This window comes from Oscillospiraceae bacterium (assembly GCA_035380125.1).
Taxonomy (GTDB): domain Bacteria; phylum Bacillota; class Clostridia; order Oscillospirales; family JAKOTC01; genus DAOPZJ01.
Genome location: DAOSWV010000018.1, coordinates 1 through 15861, shown reverse-complemented (window position 1 = coordinate 15861; position 15861 = coordinate 1). Strand labels below are relative to the sequence as shown.

The 15861-nt window shown below is 46.4% G+C and carries 17 protein-coding genes; 7 read left to right on the top strand and 10 right to left on the bottom strand.

Going from position 1 to position 15861, the window contains the following annotated elements:
- Window positions 1-76: 76 nt before the first annotated feature.
- Window positions 77-1189, bottom strand: coding sequence for an aldo/keto reductase (locus PK629_08510; protein ID HOP11520.1), 1113 nt, complete (start codon window positions 1187-1189; stop codon window positions 77-79).
- A gap of 102 nt (window positions 1190-1291) precedes the next feature.
- The gene (locus PK629_08505; protein HOP11519.1) at window positions 1292-1843 is read right to left on the bottom strand and encodes a GNAT family N-acetyltransferase; all 552 of its coding nucleotides are present in this window, start codon (window positions 1841-1843) and stop codon (window positions 1292-1294) included.
- Between the two features lie 175 nt (window positions 1844-2018).
- Here PK629_08505 and PK629_08500 point away from each other — a divergent pair, with 175 nt between their 5' ends.
- A complete protein-coding gene (locus PK629_08500) occupies window positions 2019-2543 on the top strand; it encodes a GNAT family N-acetyltransferase (GenBank protein HOP11518.1) in 525 nt (174 codons plus the stop codon).
- A 29-nt stretch (window positions 2544-2572) separates the two neighbouring features.
- Here the strand turns inward: PK629_08500 and PK629_08495 are convergent, their stop codons facing one another.
- The 6 genes from PK629_08495 to PK629_08470 form a co-directional block, all read right to left on the bottom strand.
- Entirely contained in the window at window positions 2573-3325 is a 753-nt protein-coding gene (locus tag PK629_08495; protein ID HOP11517.1) for a nucleoside phosphorylase, read from the bottom strand.
- Between the two features lie 3 nt (window positions 3326-3328).
- Window positions 3329-3808, bottom strand: coding sequence for a GNAT family N-acetyltransferase (locus tag PK629_08490; GenBank protein ID HOP11516.1), 480 nt, complete (start codon window positions 3806-3808; stop codon window positions 3329-3331).
- Between the two features lie 37 nt (window positions 3809-3845).
- Entirely contained in the window at window positions 3846-4649 is an 804-nt protein-coding gene (locus PK629_08485; GenBank protein ID HOP11515.1) for a class I SAM-dependent methyltransferase, read from the bottom strand.
- A gap of 355 nt (window positions 4650-5004) precedes the next feature.
- Entirely contained in the window at window positions 5005-6093 is a 1089-nt protein-coding gene (locus PK629_08480) for a 2-dehydropantoate 2-reductase N-terminal domain-containing protein (GenBank protein ID HOP11514.1), read from the bottom strand.
- A gap of 6 nt (window positions 6094-6099) precedes the next feature.
- A complete protein-coding gene (locus PK629_08475) occupies window positions 6100-6888 on the bottom strand; it encodes an MBL fold metallo-hydrolase (GenBank protein ID HOP11513.1) in 789 nt (262 codons plus the stop codon).
- A 220-nt stretch (window positions 6889-7108) separates the two neighbouring features.
- Window positions 7109-8179 carry a uroporphyrinogen decarboxylase family protein gene (locus tag PK629_08470; GenBank protein HOP11512.1) on the bottom strand — a complete coding sequence of 357 codons (1071 nt, stop codon included), beginning with the start codon at window positions 8177-8179 and terminating at the stop codon, window positions 7109-7111.
- A 259-nt stretch (window positions 8180-8438) separates the two neighbouring features.
- Here PK629_08470 and PK629_08465 point away from each other — a divergent pair, with 259 nt between their 5' ends.
- The 3 genes from PK629_08465 to PK629_08455 are packed head-to-tail and all read left to right on the top strand — an operon-like array spanning window position 8439 to window position 10183.
- Window positions 8439-9026, top strand: coding sequence for a hypothetical protein (locus tag PK629_08465; GenBank protein ID HOP11511.1), 588 nt, complete (start codon window positions 8439-8441; stop codon window positions 9024-9026).
- Window positions 9016-9576: a hypothetical protein gene (locus PK629_08460; GenBank protein ID HOP11510.1), complete on the top strand. Its 561-nt coding sequence runs from the start codon at window positions 9016-9018 to the stop codon at window positions 9574-9576. Before PK629_08465 ends, PK629_08460 begins: the two co-directional genes overlap by 11 nt.
- A 16-nt stretch (window positions 9577-9592) precedes the next feature.
- Window positions 9593-10183: a histidine phosphatase family protein gene (locus PK629_08455; GenBank protein HOP11509.1), complete on the top strand. Its 591-nt coding sequence runs from the start codon at window positions 9593-9595 to the stop codon at window positions 10181-10183.
- On the opposite strand, the gene PK629_08450 is transcribed toward PK629_08455, so the two are convergent.
- A complete protein-coding gene (locus PK629_08450) occupies window positions 10176-12470 on the bottom strand; it encodes a CapA family protein (GenBank protein HOP11508.1) in 2295 nt (764 codons plus the stop codon). The genes PK629_08455 and PK629_08450 overlap by 8 nt on opposite strands.
- A gap of 141 nt (window positions 12471-12611) precedes the next feature.
- Between PK629_08450 and PK629_08445 the strand changes: the two genes are divergently transcribed.
- The 3 genes from PK629_08445 to PK629_08435 are packed head-to-tail and all read left to right on the top strand — an operon-like array spanning window position 12612 to window position 15005.
- A complete protein-coding gene (locus PK629_08445) occupies window positions 12612-13034 on the top strand; it encodes a GNAT family N-acetyltransferase (GenBank protein HOP11507.1) in 423 nt (140 codons plus the stop codon).
- Between the two features lie 59 nt (window positions 13035-13093).
- Window positions 13094-14083, top strand: coding sequence for a linear amide C-N hydrolase (locus tag PK629_08440; GenBank protein ID HOP11506.1), 990 nt, complete (start codon window positions 13094-13096; stop codon window positions 14081-14083).
- A 55-nt stretch (window positions 14084-14138) separates the two neighbouring features.
- Entirely contained in the window at window positions 14139-15005 is an 867-nt protein-coding gene (locus PK629_08435) for a serine hydrolase (protein ID HOP11505.1), read from the top strand.
- A 57-nt stretch (window positions 15006-15062) separates the two neighbouring features.
- Here the strand turns inward: PK629_08435 and PK629_08430 are convergent, their stop codons facing one another.
- Window positions 15063-15671, bottom strand: a complete 609-nt coding sequence (locus tag PK629_08430; GenBank protein HOP11504.1) for a DUF2202 domain-containing protein — start codon at window positions 15669-15671, stop codon at window positions 15063-15065.
- Window positions 15672-15861: the final 190 nt, after the last annotated feature.

Below are 15861 nucleotides of genomic sequence, written 5' to 3'. Positions count from 1 at the left end.
ACAATTCGGCACGTTCAGAAAGAATTTCCTTTCTCAATCGTAACACCTCAAGTTTCGGATAGATATGAAATAGGAGTCAATCAAATAACTCGGTGGCTTTTTTGAGTTGATTGATGATGTCGATGTGCTGCGGGCATTGTGCCTCACATTGGCCGCATTCCATACAGTCGGACGCTTTGCCGGACTCGTTCGTGACCCATTGATAATGGCCTTTTTCCCGGACAGCGTTTTGATAAAGCGCATGCTCGTTGAGAACGCCCAGAATACCGGGGATGTTGATGTTGCTCGGACAGCCAGAAACGCAGTATTTACAACGGGTGCAGGGGATGGTCGGGATTTCTGCAAGCATTTTTCTGACGGTGTCGATAACCGTTTTTTCCTTGTCCGAGAGCGGCTTGAAGTCGTCGAAGGTGGCGAGGTTGTCCTTTACTTGCGAGAGGTCGGACATGCCGCTCAGCATCACGAGAACGCCCTCGAGCGAGGCGGCAAACCGTACCGCCCATGAAGCGACGGACTTGTCGGGTGCGGCGTCGGTAAAGACCTTTCGGATCTCGTCGTTCATACCTGCCAGATTGCCGCCCTTGACCGGCTCCATGATGATGACCGGTTTGTTGTGCTTTCGGGCAACCTCGTAACACAGCCGCGACTGGACTTTCGGATCGTCCCAGTCGGCGTAATTGATCTGCAATTGAACGAATTCGACTTCCGGATGCGCGGTCAGAACTTCGTCGAGCATTTCGGGGCTGTCGTGAAACGAAAATCCAGCATGCATAATCAGTCCCTCGCGCTTTTTTTGCTGCATAAATTCCCACGCGCCCATTTTGTCAAAGGTCTCGATATTGCCGCGCCCGATGGAGTGCAGCAAATAAAAGTCGAAATACCCGGCTTTGGTGCGCGTAAGCTGCAAATTGAACGCCGTCTCTAAATCTTCGGGTGCGTTCAATACTTTAGACGGCATCTTGGTTGCCAGATAAAACGACTCGCGCGGATACCGGGAAGAAAGCAGTTCGCCGATCATCTCCTCGGAGCCGCCATCGTCATAGACATAAGCGGTGTCGAAATATTTGTAGCCGCGCGCAAGGAACTCATCAACCATTAAACGAAGTTCGTCTTTATCGATTTTACCGTCCTTTCGCGGAAAGCGCATCATACCGAAGCCGAGTTTTTTCAAGTTTTCTAAATCTTTCATTTTTAACCTCCAAAATAGTACCGAATCAATAGAACCTATTTCAGTATACCATAATTTCAATTTAAAAATAAAGCCCCGAAACGGGGCGAAGAAAATAGCCGATTATTTTTTTGTTTTCCATTCCTCGTCGAGGATGCCGTAATAAAACTCGTCATGCCAGACCTTTTCACTGTCCACCCGTCCGAAGCAATTCTTTATGAAATGCGCTTCTCGTCGCATGCCTAGCCGCTCCATTACGCGGTACGAAGCGGTGTTGTCAGCATTGCAGGTAGCATAAATACGGTGCAGGCCGAGCGTCTCGAAACCGCACTTCATCATGGCGTTTGCAGCTTCGGTCATATAGCCGCAGTGCCAAAAATCACGATGCAGAATCCATCCCAGCATACCGGTATTGCGCTCTTTGTTCAGATAGATGCCGCAGCCGCCGATGACATGACCGCCCTTTAATGAAATGGCAAATTCATATTCCATGATCGGATCGGCTTTCCATTTCTCCTCAGCTTCACGCAGAAAATTCCGGGTGTCCTCCTCGGTGTTCGGGCCCCAGACCATGAATCTCACGTTTTCGGGGACGCTTGAGTAGGCGTGAACGCCTTCAAAGTCCTCCATGCAGGGCGGGCGTAGAGTCAGCCTTTCGGTTTCCAGTTTCAACATAAGTAACGCTCCTTTATTAAGTATTATCGGTATTTTGGACAAGGACTCCGTATAAAACTTGTAATTGTGCTAGTGATGTGGGATAATGAGTTCACGGACAACGCCGGTAGAACACATTTGATTTAGTGAATGAACAGAGCGACAAGAGTCGCTAAGAACCAAAGGAAATAAGTAAATGATTATTGAAACGAACAGGCTCTTTTTACGTGAACTAACAATGGATGATCTTGAAAACTTACATGAAATACTTTCTGATCCGGATTCGATGATACATTATCCACAACCATTTTCTCATGAAAAGTCAATACATTGGATACAATGGAATTTAGAAAACTATGCAACTTATGGTTTTGGCCTTTGGGCGGTCGTGTTAAAAAATGAGAACAGGTTTATTGGCGACTGCGGGATAACGATGCAAAATATTAACGGTAAACTCGAACCGGAGATAGGCTATCATATCAATAAAAATTATACAGGTAAGGGATATGCAACCGAAGCGGCGAGGGCATGCAGAAACTATGCTTTTGATATCTTAAAGTTCCAAGAGGTTTATTCCTATATGAACTATACAAATATTGCCTCCCAAAAAGTTGCGAAGAAAAACGGGATGAGGCTTGTTGCCGAATTGGATGATGAGAAAAACAAAATTACAAAAGTGTACGCCATTACCCTAGAGGAATATTTAAACCTTAAAACCTGAGCTTTGTTTTCGAATTTACAGGGCTGGTTTTAAAGCCTGCGGGCGACTTCAAGCGCTAGCCGCAGGTATTTTTCGTGTGCGCCCTCGGGCATCTGTCCGAGGATACGCGGGTCCCAGTCGTCGCCGTCTAAGCAGTCGGCGGCGTATAGGAATTGATAACATTCGACTCCGCGAAACTGCGCGGCTGCCATGACGGAGGCGCATTCCATCTCAACGGTGATGCAGCCGTCTCTCTTGCGCTTATCGGCGTTATCCCTCGTCTCGCGGTAGATGGCGTCGGTCGTCCAGGTCTTTCCCGCCGCAAAGGGAATGTTCAGCGCCGTCAGGATTTCGGAGGTCTTTTTCGCGGTTTTCACCACAACCCAATCGCCCGCGGGAAGGTAGTGATAGCTCGTGCCTTCGTCGCGGTAGGCCTCGGTCGGCACAATAACATGTCCGGCACAGAGCGTCTTGTCGAGTGCGCCGCAGGAGCCGAAAAACAGAATTTTCTTCGCACCCATCACAATCGCTTCTTCAAGCAGTCCCGCCGAAGCGCTTCCGCCGAGAACCGTCATATAAAGGCCGATGCGCTTGTCACGGTAATCGACCGCATAGATCGGCAGCTTTACTCCGGCCATGAAGTACCCGATCTCCTCGGCGGGGAAGAGGGTTGTTGCAAGCGCTCGGATGTGTTCCGAAAAGGTGACAATGACCGTCTCGGGGAAGTTTTCAATCGGTGCGACCATGTGTGTGGGTTTTAAAATTTCCTCCGAAATTGGGTCAAAGGTGTTGATAAGGCTCATAAATTACAGCTCCATTTCCATATTAACGGTCAAAAAAGGCGTGCCGGAAATTCGATCTGACGAAATCTCGGTGAACCCGTTTTCGATATACCAGTTTTTTAACCGCATATCATAATTGAGCATACTGAAGACCAATTTCTTTGCACTTAGAACGGCGGCTGCCGCTTTTGCATGGCCGAGCAGGGCGGTTCCGTAACCCCTGTACCGATATTCGGGCAGAACCACGAGATATCTGATTCCGTATTCAAGGCCGGGCCTTTGTGTAATCGACAGAAATCCCACATATTTACCGCCTGCAACGTACACAAACATCAAATCGCCCAGTAAGAATTCTGCTTCCAGTGTTTCATATGAAAGATCGGCATCGCCCCGACCCGGGCAATTCTCTTTTGTCAGACCGAATTCTTCCGTCACGCTTTCGAATCCTTTTTGAATGATGGAAAGGCAGATTTTAAGGTCATTTCGTTCAACCGGTTTGATCATTTTTTATCATCCCTTTCGTGATTTACAAATCAGAAGTTTAAAGTTTTTCCCCCACATACATCAGGTGTTCCGACCATGAAAGAAGTTCTTCACGCTCACAGGTCAGTTCGGTGAAATCCATCCATTGGTCGATGATTTCCTTCGGCTGCGACATGATGTTGCTTTCGCACGGTGAGGTCATGCCCTCCTGACCGAAGAAATGGAGTTTTTGCAGCGGGAATTGTGCCATAAACGGTAAAACTTCTTTTTGGGCGATGAAATATGCCTGTGTAAACGCTTCACCTGAGAAGCTGTTTCCGTCAAGGAACGCGTTATAAAAGCCTTTTTCGTTGGGATCGGCAATGACGTCAGGGGCGCATTTCATGGCGTAAACCATGCCCGCGTTCATGCTGATGAATGAGACGAATAGCTTGCCGCCGGGTTTAAGTGCATTGAGCGCCTGATTGACCGCCGTAATACGTTCTTCTTCCTCAAGCAGATGATATAACGGCCCCATCAACAGCACATGATCATACTGCTCGCTGATGAGCTTGTCGAGTTCGAGCGCATTGCAGGCAAACCCGTTGAGCTTCAAATCCGCTTCCTTGGCCTTTTGCAGTGCGAATTTGACGTTTTCCTCAGAGAGGTCAACCAATGTCACCTTACAGCTCTTTTCGGCCAAATACAGCGAATACCGCCCCGGGCCGCCGCCGATATCCAACACCTTGTCACCGGGTTTGATATAGCGATCCAAGAAGCGGCAAGTTAATAAAAATTCCGGCCTTCCATTTATCCGCCGCCATTCGCCTTCGCAGCCCTCGTTGTAATAAGCCCTCACGGTCTCGATGCTCTCTCTGCTCATGTTAATCATCACCTTTTTTTTAATGCGGGACGTTTGATCTTTCGGTTTTACCAAAAGATCAAACTCCTGAGTTAGAAAAATTATGTTTTTCTAACTTTAAAAAGACGGTACGGAGTTGATGTTTCCGTACCGCCTGAATTCCGAATAGGAGATTATCCTTTGGAAAACGGAGGTACGGCAAAATAATCCGGATTCATACCGAACGCGGATTTCGCGGAATTTTTGAATTGATAATAACGCTTCATGCCGGGACCTCCTCTGAAAGAAATTTTTAACAGAATACCATATGATCCTGAATTTGTCAACACTTTTTTTGATTTTATCAATTTGTTACACGGCCGGGAGTAATGATATCTTATATTTTTTTCAGATTTCCATATTCATAATTAATCATTTCTGTCATGGATTTATCATTGATTTTACTTATCATAGAGAATACCATGCCCGCTTGGCCGATTCCGAATCGTTTCACCCAATCCGATTCGTTTTGTTCGCCGTATAAAATAGCTGCGGCAGCCGTTTTACAAAGCGGCTGCGTATTGAAATTATTTTCAAGCAGCAGTTTCATGGGGAAAGCGATTCGTTCGTCGGGACCGAGCTTTTTTAACGGCTGCCGGGCATTGCGTTCAATACTGTCCACAATATTCGGGTTTGAAAATTTTTTCAGCGAATTCTTTGCAAATTCACGTTGTATATCGGACGAAATCCCGTATTTTGAGCAAATAGCATTATTGATGGCTGAATAATAATTACGGAGCAGCATTTGAATAGTGGGATCGCTGGCTGCTTCCGCAAGGATCGAATAGCCCAGATTCCAGCCGACATAGGTAATAATCGCACTCGCCGCATTGTAGGTACATAATTTGCGCATGAGTAAAAGGGGGAAATTGAGCTCGGGCTCAAAAAAAGGCGCTTTAAAGAACGGATTTTTAACTTTGCCCGCATCAAAAGGCAGTTTATGATATTCCTCCGAGAGAATGTCAGCCGGATCATTCCGTGCTTTTATGGTAGTGCAGAAAATTGCCGTATCAACAAAATTGACAGCGGAAATATTGATTTCTTTTTTAAAAATATCGTGAACAACCCGAGAGGGAGTAATTGCATTTTCACATAAAATGATGTTCTTCGCACATACTTTGTTTTCAAGTAAGTAACGGGCGGCAGCTTCAAGGTTTTCGGAACCGACGCTGATAAAAATATTCTTTGCATTCTGAATTGCTTCCGACGCCTGCGGTGAATACGCGTAGTAAGCTTCGATGTCGTTGACCCGTATCGGATTTTTCGAAGAGAAGAAGCTGATACTGTAACTGCCTTTTTGATTTAAGGCATTGATCAAGTTCGGGTTTTTATCCAAAAAGACAAACGGGATGCCGCTTTCGTAAAGCAGACGTCCGATAAAACCGCGGCCGGTCTGCCCGCCTCCCAAAATCACTGTTTCGGTCATTTAAATTCACCTTCGTCTGATTAAAGAATAACTTCCCGGCTGCATGATATTCAAATTTTGATTCGGATACCTTTTTATCAAATCGTTTTTTAATGCGGAAGGGTCTTCGGCGTTGGTGTCATAAAGATCAAAATGTGCCGGTATCAGTGTTCCGGCTTTCATTTGAGCCGATAGATCAGCAGCTTCCCGATAGGTGAGATTCCCGACGATATCCAGTTTCCTGCGGGTTTCGCTTCTGCCGTTGATGGGTAAAACGGTGACAGTCACCGGCTTCGGAATCTTCTCAACAAGACCGGGATATAAACACATGTCCCCGCCGAAAAACACCGAAATGCCGTTTTCGAATGCGAGGACGAAACTCAGTTCCCGGATATGTCCTTCAGAGTCATAGTGCAAATCCTCGTGAGCTGCGGCGATTGCAGTAATCGTTTGATTTTGAAAATCCAGCCGCTGCATGTCTTCCAGCGCAATCAGCCGATCATCGGAAAACCCCCAACGTTTTAATTGAGAAATCACTTCATACGGTCCGGCAAAAACGGTCTTACCCGCTGCATAAAGGGGAATCATTGTATCCGGATCGGTGTGGTCGTAATGGATGTGCGATAACAGCACAAGGTCGGTATCCGCAAGTTCCGACGGATCACAGGGTGGCGGATAATTCCGTTTCCACCGGATATTTATCACATTTTTGTCGACGTAATCGGAGAGGTAAGGATCTGTCATGATTGTAATATCGCCCATCCGGAAAACAAATCCCATTTGCCCGAGATAGCGTACCTCAACATGGTTTTCCATTTAATTCATCCTCTGTAATCATTTCTGTCAAGCAGGAAACCGAGCTTTTGAATTCCTTGCAGTAGCCGGCCGTTTCCGCAATCCAGCTCAGTTTATATCCGGAAATGCGAGATGGATTTTTAATCGATGAATTTAAGAACATCGGTACAGACAGCAGGGGTCATGATTAATATTGAATCCTATCTTGATTCAAGTTATAATTTCAATCGGTCTTTTCCGATCAATAACGGCCGTATTTTTCGACTGCTTCGAAGAAAGCCAAAAGGTTTTCCCACGGAACTTCCGGCTCGATCATATGGGAGGGCCCGATCAAAAATCCGCCGTCTTTGCCGATGGTCTCCATGCGCAGTTTTACTTCGTTTTTTACATCCTCAGGAGTGCCGAACGGGAGCGTCTGCTGAACGCTGATGCTCCCCCAAAAAGCCAGTTTGTCGCCGTAAAGCCGTTTGATCTCTGCGGGGTCCATACACTCCGGCTGCACCGGATTCAATACTGTGACGCCGATTTCAATCAAGTCGGGAATGACCTCGCGGATGTCGCCGTCGGAGTGATAAAATACGGGGATGTCGGGGTTGATTATTCTTGCCGTTTTAATCAGTTTTGCCATCCGGGGTTTGAAGAATGTGCGCCATAAATTCGGACTCAGCATCATGCCGGTCTGCATGCCGATGTCGTCGCCGAACATCATAACGTCTGCTCCCGCATGGACATAGGCCTTAATCTGTTTCTCCCGAATCGCCATAATGCGGTCGATCAAACATTCGCTCAGTTCGTTTTCATCTAACAAATCCATGATGAGCTCTTCAAATCCGCGAATTTGCCAAGCCGTTTCAAAGAGGGTGCAGGCCAACGGCGCAGAGGCTGCAAGTGATTTTTGATGGATGTCTTCGACATTGCCTTGCACAGCGGAAAGGCGGTAGTCGGCATCTAAATCGGGCAGGGGATAATCGAGAATTTCATTGAGCGTTTCGGCGTTTTTCAACGGCGAGACAATGTGGGAAAAATGGCCGCCGTTTGGTGTTTTCTGATGTCCGATTCCCCATTCATCATGTGAAAACAGAGCGTCTTCAACCTGTTTCCCGAAATAAGATGAATAATCATTCGGCTTTTTGGAGTTCGCGGAATTGGCAAATTCCGTATCGACGCCGAAATAACGCATATAGTCGGTCTGTCCGGTTTTTTGAAAAAATAATTCTCGATACGGTGCGGAAAATCCCCAGCTCAAATCGACCGGCACCCTGTCGGGAATACCGCGCTTTAATACGGTGACAACTCGTTCCCTGCTGTTCATGAAAACCCCTCGATTATATAAAATAGATCAATACGAAAAGACGAAATGATTTCGAATATAATAAATATAATACGCCAACAAACTTTGTGTCAATAGGGTTCAGGAATTATTCTTTTTGTTTTTGACGAGAGGATAGAGATATGATATAATCAAAATATCAGAAAGGGCGCTATCGAGGGATGCCCTTATGCCGAAGATCTGAAGTCCAACCATAATAAACAGTTTTATGCTTATCTGTACCAATCCGACGCAGCTCCGCATGGTCCCTGCCGGTCTGACAGGCTGTATTCGGCTACGATTGAAAATATCATTCTCAAAAATCAAATTTGATCGAGGTGTGGGAATGGCGAAAACAAAAACCAAGACGAAGAATAAATTCTGGCGCATATGTATTTCGGCAGTGGGTGCGGCTTTAATCCTGATGGGCGTAATTAACCTTCTGCTTTTCATTTTCGGAACTACCGCCGCGGTTAATGTGACCACCCGCAGATATGGAGGAGCCGATGACGGCAAACCGTCCAACCAACGTTATGAATGGTATTTGGATTATACATTTACTGATGACGAAGGCATTGTTCGCCAAGGACACACCACAAGACGCGGAAGCGACACCGCTGTAACGATTGATAAGCAAGTTTATTATTTTGCGTTTGCGCCGTTTATACATACATTGGAAAGCGATGCGACTCCCGGTTTTTCACAACCCCTTTATATTGCTTTGGGTGTGCTCCTGATTGTTGTAATGAACCGAAAAAAGAAACCTGTAAAGCGAAAACCGATCAAATCCCCGGCTGAATTGACCGATTATGATGACAGCGTAGAGGAGCAATTTCACAATGACAATTGAAAAAAATCCAACTGTTGCGAACGACGTCATTTGGCAAATCCGCGTTCCGATTTTTAAAGACCCGTTAATTTTAAAACAGCTTGGTTTGGCCATTGGCATTCCGTTCGGAATCCTGTTATTAATTTTATTCATTGCAAAGGCCTGGTACGGGCTTCTGATCGTCGCAGCAACATTGGCGCTGGCTTTTTTACTCGTATTTCTAATTTTCAGAGGGACTTACGATGTGGAATATTCGATAGATGTCAAAGGGATCGAGTGCAAAAACCAAGAAAAGCAACAGGCGCGCGTCAAAAAACTCTCTGCGGCGACGTTTTGGCTGGGCCTGTTCAGTGGGAATCCAACCGCTGCCGGCGCCGGAATGCTCGGAGGCGCCAGAACGGATATTAAAGTACCATGGAAACGAATCCGGAAAGTCAAATTCAATGACAGAAGAAAAACCGTCATGATTTTTGCGGGTTTCGGAGAAAATATCGCATTGTTTTGTACGGAAGAAAATTATGAATCGGTAAAGCAAATCATCATCTCAAAAACGAATATCAAGAATCATTAAAAATGGAGGCACCGACATGATTGCAAACACAACCGTTTATTTCATCAGGCATTGTATGTCCGACACTTCCGAATGCGACACCATGAAAAGGCCGCTCACCGAAAGAGGAATGGCGGACCGGCTCTCCGTCACGCGTTTTTTGTGGGACAAACACATCAGTGCGGTATTTTCCAGCCCTTATAAAAGAGCGACCGATTCCATTTCCGATTTTGCTTCGAAAGCCGGTTTAAAGATTCAAATTGTGGATGAATTCCGAGAACGTGAATGCGACAGCGACTGGGATAAAAAGAACGATTTTTATTCTTTATTCCAACGCCAGTGGGCAAACTTCGACTATACGATTTCGGACGGTGAATCTCTTCGCACCGTTCAAAACCGCAATATCCAAGCGCTGTCGAATATTTTAAAGCAAAATATAGGCGAAAACATCGTGATCGGAACGCACGGACTGGCGCTCTCAACGATCATCAACTATTACGATAAAAGTTACGGCTATGAAGATTTTGTAAAAATGCTTCCGATCTGCCCGTATGCCGTAAAAATGGTCTTTGACGGACAACGGTGCATTGAAATCAAACAATTCGACATATTAAAGACGATTATTTAACCGAATCGAGAAAATTTAGATATAAATTCCAGTCGTAACCGGTCAGATTGTGTTCTCCGATGCGGATATGATGTCCGACTCGTTCGGATATGATTTGCTGTTCGGGCTCGGGCAACGTCGGCGGGAACTTGGCGTCGTAACCGTATACTTTATAAGCTTCACTTGCAAGATAGAGAGATTTGTATTCCGATTTCGGGTCGGACCAGTCATCATAGGAAGCGCTCGCCACATAGAGCGGCCTCGGTGTGATCAAAGCCAACAGCATATGCTGGTCAAACGGCATCTCCCGTTCCCGTCCGTTGTAGGACTTATAGTTTTCATTGAACCAAAACGGCATTGCCGTGTTGATATTCAGCAGATGTTCTCCGATTTTTCCGCGCGTCAAAGCGGCGCCGGAACAACCGGAGTCATTGCTGTATACGCTGTAAAACCGCTCGTCGTTTGCGCCCGCCCAAAGCGCGGTTTTTCCGCCGCGGGAATGCCCGACAATCGAAATACGCTTTGAATCGATCATTTCATCCGAAACCAGATAATCGAGGATGCGGCTTGCGCCGAACGCCCATGCCGCAATGGTCGCCCATGCGTCTGCAGAACGGTTTTTCAGGTCTTTTTCAAAGATACGGATGATGCCGTTCTCGAATCCGTCGTCCACATCGGTGTCAACCGTTTGCGTATGAAAAGCCGCAGCCGCATAACCCCGCTTGATAATTTCTTCTGCGGGCCAAAATTCGCTGATGACTTTTCGGTCAGGGTCGATTTGGTCGGGTTCACGGTTGTTGATAAACAGCGTCGCAGGGCATTTCCCTTTTGCGTTTTTCGGGATAAACAGCACAAACGGGAAGGTAAAATCGCCGTATTCAGCCGAGACTGTGACGTGAATCATTTTACGAGTGGCCATGCCGTCCATGCTCTCACAATCGGGACTTGCTTTTGCAAACGAGACCTTATACTGTTCCGAAGTCGGGCAGAAACCGTAGACGTTTTCCGCAATCAAATGCAATAATTCCGGACGCCGTTCTGCTTCCCAGTCCTTCACGGTTGTTTTACCGGTTAAAATCGGAGGAATAGACGGATCAAAAGTCAATTGATTGTCTTGAACTGTCGGCACGGGTATTTTTTGCGACCAAATCACATGCCCGAGCTTTTTTCGCGCTTGTGCCTCGGTACCCTCGGCGACCATGAGATTCAATTCCCGCATCAATTCATTGTGTGCCTCACAGGTCCAGAGGTTGCGTAGGCCTAAAATCTTTTCGTTATGGCATGCTGACGGGTCGTAAAGGTTTTTTTCATCAAAACGCAGGAACCAGTTCGCGTAGGGAATCCCGGCATGCAGGCACCAAGCCATAAAAAGCAGTTTATGCTCTTCGGGATTGTTCAGACATTCCGAATTTCGTTTTAAGTAGTCAATAAATTTTTCCTTATCGGTGTTTTCAAGCGGAGAAATCTGCGTGCATTCCGGGTCAAAACGATAGGGTACAATCTCAAAAGAAACGCCGCCGCCTTTTTTCAGCGATAAAACCGGTAGATACCCGAAATACCATCCTTCGTCGGCGGGGCAGTAATCCCGCTGAAAAAAGAAATTGCCGGTGCTGTAAAAAATCGGTTTTCCCTCATAAACTTCATATCCCTGCGGGCAATGCGGGTGCATGCCGATGACCGCATCCGCACCGAAATCCGCAATCAACCGATACCGCTTTTTCACATCCGGACTGGGGAAGGGATTGAGTTCGTTGCCGCCGTGAATCACGACGATGACGAAATCGACCTCTTTTTTCAGGGCATTGATCTGATGAAACAGTTTTTGCAGATTGATGGAAGCAGAACCGGGCTTTTCGCCGGAAGCGGTCCCGAATTCATATTCGGCCTGTGCAATCACGGCAAACTTGATGCCGCCTTTTTCGGCAATCCAGGGCTTTCTCGCTTCGTCTTCAGTCATGCCGGCGCCGGTGTGGGCGATGTTGCGCCCGTCAAGCCCTTTCAGTGTGGACGCGATGCCTTCCGAACCGTAATCCCCGATGTGGTTATTCGCCAAAATCGCGCAGTCAAACCCGCCGTCGGAGAGCAGGCAGAGGTCAATCGGATTTGCCCTAAGCGGCGGGCCGGATTTATCAATCGGTTTTCCGCCTTCAATCACGGGGTTTTCAAGATTGACCAAGCGAAAGTCCGCAGATGAAAAAACCGGGCGTAATTTTTCATAGAGTTTGCCCGTATATGCTTTTTCGCCGGTAATCTTCTGATTTCTGGTGCAAAGGTCTCCGGCAAACAGTAATTTGAGGTATTGATCCATAACGCCATACGCTTTCTCCGATAAACGGCTGTTTTATTAAATTATAATATCTTATATCGAAAAGTCAATCCGAAATTGACGGTACCTCGAAATCATGGTATAATCGCATTCGGCAAAATTCCGAAAAGATCGGAGCTTTATATGATAATCAGACAGATGAAATTAACCGATTATGACCCTGTCATACAGCTTTGGAAAAATACCGCCGGAATGGGGTTGAATGACGTTGATGATTCTCCGGCGGGCATTGAAAAATTCCTCTCCCGAAACCCGAATACCTGCTTTGTCGCGGAGGACGAAAGCGGAATTATCGGAACCGTTTTATGCGGTCACGACGGTAGGCGTGCAATGATCTATCACGCGGCGGTCGCTGAAAACAAGCGTAATTTCGGGGTCGGCAAGGCCTTGATCAACGCCGTAACGGACGCGCTCAAACGCGAGGGAATTCAAAAAGTATCGCTGGTTGTCATGCGAAAAAACGAACTCGGAAACGCCTTTTGGACGCATATGGGCTTTCCGGAGCGAATCGATCTCGTTTTCAGAAGCAAGAGTTTGATGGATTAAAAGATTCGCAAATAAGATTTCTGCCGATTTTTTCGGTTTTATTTGAAAGGATTAATTTTATGTGTACCTCAATTTTCTATTCCTCATCCGACGGAGATTTATTCTTGGGCAGAACCATGGATTTGACCCGTGTATTGAATTGCCATGTCTGTTCGGTTCCGAAAGGAACAACGTGGCATGACAGCGTAAATCGACCAATAAAGAATAAATATTCGTTTATCGGTGCAGGGGATATTACCGATAAATTATACTTTATAGACGGCGTCAATCAGGCGGGACTCGGCGGGGCGGCATTATATTCCAATCATGTCGAACGGTATAAAGCGCCCGAAAGCAACGGAAAACTTCAAATTTCCTCTTTGGAGTTCATCCCTTATGTCTTGGGAAATTACAACAGTATTGCTGAATTGAAAAAGGGCTTTTCCGATTTTGATCTGGTCGGCGTGATAGAGCCGATGACCGAGAAAATTCACCCGCTTCACTATATTTTTGCGGATAAAGCGGGGGAATGCGCCGTGGTGGAATATGCTGCGGACGGGTTGAAGATTTATAACAATCCGGTAGGTGTGATGACCAATCAGCCCGAATTCCCTGTGCAATTGGCCAATTTGGAGACCTATTCTCAAATCCATATGAAAAACATGCCGTTTAAAAACATCGACCGAAACGCTGTCGCTTCCAAGCGTGAAAAAATGAAATCCGAATCACTGCCGATTCCAGGAGACGGACACTCTACCTCACGTTTCATCAAAGCGGCCGTATTGACCACCTTTATCCACGGGCAGCATCCCTCGGACGAAGCATTGGTCGCGGGAATGCGCGTGTTAAATTCCGTATCGGTGATTCGCAACGGCGCATACCCCGATTCGCCCAACACCTATACGCAATACAGCGCTTTAATGTGCTTGACCAAACAGCAGTATGCAGCGCAGTCCTATTATAATTTCGATTTGATGCGCTTGGATCTGAAAAAATATTCAAAAGCGAAAAAGCCGCAGACCCGATGGAATCTTTATCCGGCCGCAACGATCCATCCCGTAGAAGATTAAAATTCTTGAACGCTCATTCCTGATTCATTTCAAAGCAATAAAAGGAGCAGAAAAAATGTTTGAGCAATTTGAAGAGATGTTAACGCAGTCCGGCGCAAACGTGTTCCGTTACTACATGTACCGCGACGGCGAGATCACGTCGCATGAGCGCCTTGCCTCCTATCCATGTTCCAACTGTTATTCCATTTCGAAAAATTTTACCGCAACGGCGGTCGGATTGGCATATGACATGGGCTTGCTCGGCCTCGACGATCTTGTCGTTGATCTTTTCAAAGAGGAATTGCCCAAACAGTACGATGAAAACCTGAAGCGCGTCAGAGTATGGAATTTACTGACCCAGACAATGGGATTGGAAAAGGGCTGCCTGTTTGAACCGGACCGCTATTCCCACGGAACGGACGATTTTATTCAGGTCGCGCTTTCTCAGCCGCTGCCGAACGCACCCGGAACTAAATTTACTTACAGCAACTCCACTTTTTATCTGCTGGCCTGCATCGTGGAGAAGCTCTCCGGCATGCCGTTAGATCTGTTTATTCGCAAATATCTGTTTTCAAAACTCGGCATCAACGAATTCACATGGGAACGCTGCCCGAAAGGCCATGTGATGGGCGCCACGGGGTTGTACCTGTCGACTGCCGACCTTTTAAAACTCGGCATTTTATATTGCAATAACGGCTTTTGGGAAGGCGAACGCCTGTTGAGCGAAAAATGGGTCAATCTGGCCACGGCAAAACGCCCGGAATACGAAGGCCTGCCGACCGCACTCAGCTTTTGGTTTATCGACGGCGGGTTTCAGGGCAGCGGTGCATACAGGCAGTGCCTGATCGTCTATCCGGAGCGCAAAATCGTCTTCGCCGCACATTCGTTTGAGACAAAAATTGATGTCGGTCGGTTGATACAGGATTATATTCAAGAAATTTAAAACGTTAAATAATTAAAAGGAGCCGTTCGGCTCCTTTTTAATAGTAAAATTAATGTATTATGATAGCTTGTCAACCTGTGTTTGGAATGCTTTTAAATGGCTTTCTGATGCGGTTTTTAACGACTCAAAAACAGCTTTCACATTGTCGGGAAGTTCATAGGTTAAAAAGCGTTCATACATGGCGATATTATCGATTTCCGCCTGGACGCCCGTCTGAGCCGCTTCCAGCAACGTTTCAGAAATGATGATATGGTCGGCGGAGGTGTCTTCGGGGAATGTCATACCAAGTGCGTCATATACCTCTCTGAGCGCGTTCAAATGGGTTTCTTCTGCTTCCATGATATTCGTATAGGGGTTTTGATCTCCGAATTTTTCAATAATGGCGGTATATTCTCCATGTGCGAGATACTCGTCCTGCACCGCATACAACAGCATTTTCTCCGTTGTGAGATCGGTATCGGCAAGAGCACCCACGGCGCCGTATCCTACCATTGTCGTCTCATCAGCAGTGGGTGCGGATGATGATATTTCTGGCTGTGTTTGTTCGGATGAGGAAACGGCGGAACTCAATTCTTCGGAAACCGAAGAAGAAGCGCATGCGTTGAATAGAAGGGCAACTGCCAAAATGAGCGTAAAAGTTAATTTTGTTATTATAGTTTTCGACATTTTACGACCCCTTTCTGTTACACGTTCGCCTGTTCGGAAGCGAGATAAATGCGGTGAAAATTTGGAACGGCTGAATTTATTATAACAGATGAACAAAGAGTAATCAAGTACTCATTCGTTTTCGCCGTGATGTATATGTAGGATTACAATTGATGTGTTACAAAAGGGAGGAGGAAAAAAAGAGTAGCGA